The organism is Mesorhizobium sp. M1A.F.Ca.IN.020.06.1.1 (assembly GCF_004023265.1).
Classification (GTDB): Bacteria; Pseudomonadota; Alphaproteobacteria; order Rhizobiales; family Rhizobiaceae; genus Mesorhizobium.
In genome coordinates this window covers 1-7,180 of the sequence record NZ_RZSR01000228.1, presented here as the reverse complement: position 1 = coordinate 7,180, position 7,180 = coordinate 1, and the positions used below count along the sequence as shown (strand labels likewise).

Annotated in this window: 6 protein-coding genes; all 6 read left to right on the top strand. The window is 62.9% G+C overall.

Features of this window, described 5'->3' with window-relative positions; genetic code table 11:
• Positions 1–49 precede the first annotated feature (49 nt).
• Positions 50–622 (top strand): acetolactate synthase small subunit, encoded by a 573-nt coding sequence (gene ilvN, locus EOA60_RS12640; RefSeq protein WP_059185300.1) that lies wholly within the window; start codon positions 50–52, stop codon positions 620–622.
• 123 nt (positions 623–745) lie between these two features.
• Positions 746–1,342 (top strand): LysE family translocator, encoded by a 597-nt coding sequence (locus EOA60_RS12635; protein ID WP_095825021.1) that lies wholly within the window; start codon positions 746–748, stop codon positions 1,340–1,342.
• 181 nt (positions 1,343–1,523) lie between these two features.
• Positions 1,524–2,795 carry an efflux RND transporter periplasmic adaptor subunit gene (locus EOA60_RS12630; protein WP_095824885.1) on the top strand — a complete coding sequence of 424 codons (1,272 nt, stop codon included), beginning with the start codon at positions 1,524–1,526 and terminating at the stop codon, positions 2,793–2,795.
• Positions 2,792–5,950, top strand: coding sequence for an efflux RND transporter permease subunit (locus EOA60_RS12625; protein ID WP_095824884.1), 3,159 nt, complete (start codon positions 2,792–2,794; stop codon positions 5,948–5,950). Before EOA60_RS12630 ends, EOA60_RS12625 begins: the two co-directional genes overlap by 4 nt.
• Positions 5,951–6,015: 65 nt before the next feature.
• On the top strand, positions 6,016–6,621 hold the full coding sequence (nthA, locus tag EOA60_RS12620) for a nitrile hydratase subunit alpha (protein ID WP_095824883.1): 606 nt from the start codon (positions 6,016–6,018) through the stop codon (positions 6,619–6,621).
• Positions 6,618–7,180: nitrile hydratase subunit beta (gene nthB / locus EOA60_RS12615; protein ID WP_128311425.1), on the top strand; the 563-nt coding region annotated here is incomplete at its 3' end. The genes nthA and nthB, both read left to right, overlap by 4 nt.

Below are 7,180 nucleotides of genomic sequence, written 5' to 3'. Positions count from 1 at the left end.
GTGTGGAAACATAGAATTAGCGCCAAAGTTTGAAATCGAGATTCACGTCATGAACGCACAGCTCCAGCCGACCGGCTCCGCCTACTTCATCGCCAAGGAAACCGAAAAGCCGGAAACGCACACGCTTTCCGTGCTGGTCGACAACGAACCGGGGGTGCTTGCCCGCGTCATCGGCTTGTTCTCGGGGCGCGGTTACAACATCGAAAGCCTCACGGTGTCCGAGACCGAGCACGAGAAGCATTTGTCGCGCATCACCATCGTGACGCGCGGCACGCCGCATGTGCTGGAGCAGATCAAGCACCAGCTCGAGCGGATCGTGCCGGTGCACCGCGTGGTCGATCTCACCGTGCGCTCGCACGAACTCGGCCAGGAGCGGCCGCTGGAGCGCGAGCTTGCGCTCGTCAAGGTCGCCGGCACCGGCGACGCCCGCGTCGAGGCGCTGCGGCTGGCCGATGCCTTCCGCGCGTCGGTCATCGACGCCAACACCGAGCATTTCATCTTCGAGATCACCGGCAAGGGTTCCAAGCTCGACCAGTTCATTGCCATCATGAAGCCGCTCGGCCTGGTCGAGATCTGCCGCACCGGTGTCGCAGCCATGAACCGTGGCCCGCAGGGGATGTAGGCGCGCCACCCACCGCTCCGACTGCTTCAAATTCTCCTTGCTGGTCCGGCAGTCGCCCGTCAGTGGCTTTTGCGCGCCTGCCGGAAAAGGACAATATAGCTGACCTATCCGCGGGAGGATATGATGTCCGTCAACGCGTTCCTTGCACTCCTGGTCTATGCCTTCGTGACGTCGATCACGCCGGGGCCGAACAATCTCATGCTGCTGGCCTCCGGCGTCAATTTCGGCATCCTCAGAACGGTTCCGCATATGCTCGGCATCAGCATCGGTTTTCTGGTTCTGCTGCTGGCCGTCGGCTTCGGACTCGGCGCGGTGCTGACAGCGTTTCCGGTGCTGCATATGGCGCTGAAAATCGCCGGCGCCGCCTATTTGCTCTATCTTGCCTGGAAGATCGGCATGTCGCGCTCGATGGGTGGCAAGGACGGGGCGAAGGCGCGTCCGATGCGCTTCATCGATGCCGCCGCGTTCCAATGGGTCAACCCGAAGGCGTGGGTGATGGCGATCACTGCCATGGCCGTCTACACCAATCCGGATCATCCGTTCGTCTCGGTGGCGCTGATTTCAATCGCCTTCACCATCGTCAACCTGCCCAGCGTTTCGGTGTGGGCCGGGTTCGGCACCGCGCTGCGCGGCTTCCTTTCGGATCCCATGCGGCTGAAATGGTTCAACATAGGAATGGGTCTGCTGCTCGCAGCGACGCTCTGGCCGATGCTGCGTTAAGGGATCGCCACGGCACGTTAGCCGGCTGCACAACAATTGTGCAGTGCATATTAAATCTTCGTAATCCCGCGTTTTGGCCCTTTTCCGCCAAAGCCTTGTCCTATCTATTCGGCGAAATTCGCGGCAACGGCCGTGAAATAGACCACCGGTTTCGGCGTGTCGGATAGAGGGCCAGTTGTCGATGCGCGGAAAAATCGCCTTTACAGTCGTTGCTCTGGCCTGCCTTGCAGGTGTCGGCCTTTATCTGTCGCCCGCCACGATTGGCAGGGTGCAGCAGCTGATCTCCGGCCAGCAGGCCGACACAGCCGGCGCCGACACGACCAAGGCATCGGGCAGCCAGAAGGGCGGCGCTGGCGGCGCGCGTTCCGCCTCGATCGTTTCGGCAACTGCGACGACCGCCGATTTTCCGATCCGTCGCTACGCCATCGGCTTCGTCTCCTCACCGTCGGTGGTCAGCGTGAATGCCCGTGTCTCCAGCCAGATCGTGTCGATCGCGGTGAAAGACGGGCAAATGGTCAGGGCCGGCGACCTTCTCTTCTCGCTCGATGACCGCGCACTGAAGGCGCAGCTTGCCAAGGATCAGGCGACGCTCGTCAAGGACCAGGCCCTGCTGGTGAGCGCCACGGCGGATCTTCAGCGCGCCAAGGACCTTGTCGCCAAGCAGGCTGGCACGCAGCAGACTTACGACCAGGCACTGGCGGCGCAGAAGGCCGCGGCCGCCACCATCGATGCCGACAAGGCGACGATCGACGCCGATACGGTCCAGTTAAGCTACGCGACCATCAGCGCGCCCATCTCAGGCAGGCTGGGGGCGGTCAGTGTCTCGGTCGGGGATCTCGTCACCACCAGCAACGGCTCAAGCACCACGACGCCGCTTGTGACCATCACACAGATGGACCCGCTGCAGGTGAATTTCACTCTGCCGGAAAGCAACCTTGCTTTATTGCACAAGGCGTTGGCGAGCCCACAGCAAGGCGACGTGACGCTGACCAAGGACGGCGATCCGACGCCGATCGGCAAGGGCACGCTCGATTTCGTCGATTCCAGCGTCGACACCGCCTCCGGCACCATCGCCACGCGGGCGAGCATACCGAACTCCGATCTTTCGCTTTGGCCGGGGCAGTATGTGAACGTCATCCTTGATGCCGGCACGATGCCGCAAATGACCTCGGTGCCGACGGTCGCGGTGCAGCCGAGCCAGAAAGGTCCCTTCGTCTATGTGGTCAAGCCGGACAACACGGTCGAGATGCGGCCGGTGCAGGTGGCGCTGACGGAGGGCGATAACAGCGCCATCAGCCAAGGCCTCAAGGGCGGCGAGAAAGTGGTGGTCGAAGGCCAGACAAGGCTAAAGGACGGCGCGACGGTGCACGAAGGCAAGACAGCGAGCAACAGTGGCGATCAAAATTCGCCTAAGGTCGCACAAGCCGACAAGGCCGGCGAGGCCCGCCCATGATTTCCGAATTCTGCATACGAAAGCCCGTCGCCACGCTGCTGATGTCGTTCGCCCTCGTGCTGGGCGGACTGTTCGCTTACAAGTTCCTGCCGGTTGCCGCGCTGCCCAGCGCGGAGTTCCCGGTGGTGAATGTCTCGGCCCAACTGGCCGGCGCTTCGCCGGAGACCATGGCGACCTCGGTCGCGACGCCGCTGATCAAGCAGTTCGCAACCATTGCCGGCATCGATTCTATTTCGACCACCAACTCGCTGGGCCAGACCTCGATCGCCATCCAGTTCGTGCTCAACCGCGACATCGACGCGGCCGCCGCGGACGTTCAGGCAGCCATTGCGCGCACGCAAAAATCGCTGCCGCCGCAAATGACGGCGCCGCCAAGCTATCGCAAGGTCAATCCGGCCGATGCGCCGATTCTTCTGATGTCGCTGGTCAGCGACACCGTTCCACTCACCGATCTCGACGCCTTCGCCGAAAACGTCATCTCGCCCTCGCTATCGACCATCGATGGCGTTGCGCAGGTTTCGATCTACGGACAGCAAAAATATGCGGTGCGCATCCAGATCGATCCGACCGCGCTCGCCGCGCGCGGCATCTCGATCGACCAGTTGCAGACGGCCGTGGCCTCGGCCAACAGCAACACCCCGCTCGGCGTGCTGCAGAACGACAAGCAGCAGCTGACGATCACGGCCAACACTCAGTTGATGAACGCCGCCGATTTTTCAAACATTATCATCGCCACCAAGAACGGCCATCCGGTGCGGCTGGGCGAGGTCACGCGCGTCATCGACTCGGTCGAAACCACGACGACGGCGAGTTGGTATGATGGCACGCGCGCCATTATCATGGCCGTGCAGCGTCAGCCCGACGCCAATACGGTCGACGTCGTCGACAAGGTCAAGGCGATGCTGCCGTCCTTCCAGGACCAGATGCCGGCTGCCGCGAGCATCAAACTGCTCAACGACCGATCCACCTCGATCCGCCAGGCCGTCGACGACGTGCAGTTCACGCTGCTCCTGACCATCGCGTTGGTGGTGATGGTGATCTTCGTGTTCCTGCGCCGCGTCACGGCAACGATCATCCCGGCGGTGGCCGTGCCGATTTCGCTGATCGCCACACTCGGCGCGATGTTCCTGTTCGGCTTCTCGATCGACAACATATCTCTGATGGGTCTGACGCTGGCCGTCGGCCTCGTCGTCGACGACGCGATCGTCATGCTCGAAAACATCTTCCGCCACATGGAGGAGGACGGGCTGTCGGCTTTCGACGCCGCGCTCAAGGGCGCGCGTGAGATCGGCTTCACCATCATATCGATTTCGATTTCGCTGGTGGCGGTGTTCATCCCCGTGCTTCTGATGGGCGGCGTCATCGGCCGTATCTTCAACGAATTCGCCGTCGTCGTAACGGTCGCCATCCTGGCGTCGATGTTCGTGTCCCTGACCCTGACCCCGATGCTGTGCTCGCGGCTTTTGTCGGTGACCAAGGCCGATCGCGAGGCGCATGCCGACGGTCACAGACATGATCTCATCACGCGTGGCTATGACTGGATCCTGAGCTTCTGCCTGCGCCACACCTTCCTGGTGTTCCTGGTCTTCGTCGGCACCGCGGCAGCCTCCGTCTGGCTGATCCAGGTTTCGCCGAAGGGCTTCTTCCCGCAAGAAGACATAGGCCAGATCTCGGTAACCACCATCGCCCGCCAGGACATCTCCTTCGACGCGATGACGAAGCTGCAGAGCCAGGTCGCCGACGTCTTCTCGCATTCGCCTTACGTCGATCACGTCGCCTGGTCGGTGGGCAGCGGCAATAATGCGCTCAATCAGGGACAGTTGTTCGTGCAACTGAAGGACAAGGACAAGCGTCCCGACATAGAGAAGGTGCTTTCCGATTTGAGGCGGCAGCTGTCCGGCGTCGCCGGCATCGAAACCTATATGCAACCGGTGCAGAACCTCAGGCTCGGCTCGCGGTCCTCGGCCAGCGCCTATCAGCTGGTCGTCCAAGGCCTCGATAACGGCGCGACGGACGCCTGGGCGCAGAAATTGAACGACGCCATGGCCGCCGATCATAAATTCTTCACTGACGTCACAAGTGATTTGCAGAACAACGCGCTGCAGGCGTCGCTGGTCGTCGATCGCGACAAGGCCGCTCAGCTCGGTATCGACACGGACACGCTGCGCTCCGCCCTCTATGGCGGCTTCGGCACCGATCAGGTCTCAACCATTTTCGGCTCGGCCGACAGTTACGAAGTCATCACCGAGCTCGATCCGAAGATCGAGTGGTCGCCGGAGCGCATGCTGGCCATTCAGGTGAGAACGGCGAGCGGCAGCCTCGTTCCTCTCGGTGCCTTCGCCCGGGTCGATCGTACGGCCGGCGCCTTGACGGTCAACCAGCTTGGCCAGCTGCCGGCGGTGACGATCTCCTACAACCTGCCGCAGGGTGTCTCGCTCGGCGACACGGTGACCCGCATCAACCAGCTCAAGGACCAGATCGGCATGCCGCAGGCGATCGGCACCACCTTCGCCGGCACAGCCAAGACGTTCCAGGATTCGCTTGCCAACCAAGGGCTGCTGATCGGGGGCGCGATCCTCACGATCTACATCGTGCTCGGCATGCTCTACGAGAGCTTCATCCATCCGCTGACCATTCTGACGGGCCTGCCGTCGGCGGTACTGGGCGCGGTGGTTGCATTGCGGCTCTTCGGCATGGACCTGTCGGTCATAGCCGTGATCGGCATCCTGATGCTGATCGGCATCGTCAAGAAAAACGGCATCATGATGATCGACGTGGCGCTGGAGTTGAGGCGCGAGGGCATGTCTGCGCTGGACTCCATCCACAAGGCCTGCCTGATGCGTTTCCGGCCGATCATGATGACGACGCTGGCGGCCTTGATGGGCACGTTCCCGATCGCGCTCGGCACCGGCGCCAGCGCCGAGCTGCGCCAGCCGCTCGGCGTTGCCGTGGTCGGCGGCCTGCTCGCATCCCAGGCGCTGACCCTGTTCGTCACGCCGGTCATCTATGTCTATTTCGAGCATTTCTCCGGCTGGCTACTCAGCTTCTCCTCGAAGAAGAGCCGGCCGGAGTTGCATGCGGTCGAGCCGGTCGAGCAGCCCTCGCTCTTTGACCCCGGAGAAAATGCCGAACCGAGAAAGTTGGCCGCCGAATAGGCGGCCCGGCTCTGGCCCAAGTTGCCGAGCTTGCGGGGGCGTGCGCACGATCGTAACCTTGCGCCATGTCCCATGATCACGACCACGACAACGAGCTCGATCCGTTTGCGGCGCGCGTGCGCGCATTGGAAACGATCCTTACCGAGAAGGGCCTGATCGATCCGGCGGCCATCGACGTCATCGTCGAAACCTACGAAACGAAAATCGGCCCACGCAACGGCGCCAGGGTGGTGGCGAAGGCCTGGAACGATCCGGCCTATGCCGAATGGCTGAAGCGCGACGCGACGGCGGCAATTGCCTCGCTCGGCTATACCGGGCGTCAGGGCGAGCACATGCAGGCGGTGTTCAACACGCAGGAGACGCACAACCTCGTCGTCTGCACGCTCTGCTCCTGCTATCCGTGGTCCGTGCTCGGCCTGCCGCCGGTCTGGTACAAGGCGCCGCCCTATCGTTCGCGGGCTGTTATCGATCCGCGCGGCGTGCTGGAAGAATTCGGGCTAACCTTGCCCGCGGGTAGGAAAATCCGCGTCTGGGATTCGACGGCCGAGCTTCGCTACCTTGTGGTGCCGATGCGGCCGAAAGGCACCGAGGGCTGGAGCGAGGAGCAACTCGCCGGCCTGGTCAGCCGCGATTCGATGATCGGCACTGCGCTGGCGAGGGAGCCGGCATGAACGGGCCGCAAGATCTCGGCGGGCAGATGGGGTTCGGGCCGGTCGCGCCCGAGACGGACGAGCCTTACTTCCATGCTGCCTGGGAGCGGCGGGCGCTTGGCGTCACGCTCACTGCCGGCGCCATGGGTGCCTGGAACATCGACGAGAGCCGGCATGCGCGAGAGTCGCTGCATCCCGCCGATTATTATTCGTCGAGCTATTACCAGATCTGGATCCAGGCGCTTGAGGTACTCCTGAAGCGCCATGGCTTCGTGACGGAACGCGACCTTGCCGCCGGCAAGGCTGTCGATCCGGCGGCGACACCCAAACGCGTGCTGAAGGCTGCCGATGTGCCTGCCGTGCTCGCCAAGGGCGGGCCATGCGATCGTCCCGTGGCTGCGCCGGCACGCTTCCAGGCGGGCGACCGCGTGCGGACGAAGAATTTCAGTCCCACCGGCCATACGCGCCTGCCGCGCTACGCGCGCGGCAAGAACGGAAGGATCGAGGCCGTTCGCGATGGCTTCGTGTTCCCGGACAGCAACGCGCATGGCAAGGGCGAGAACCCGCAATGGGTCTATAC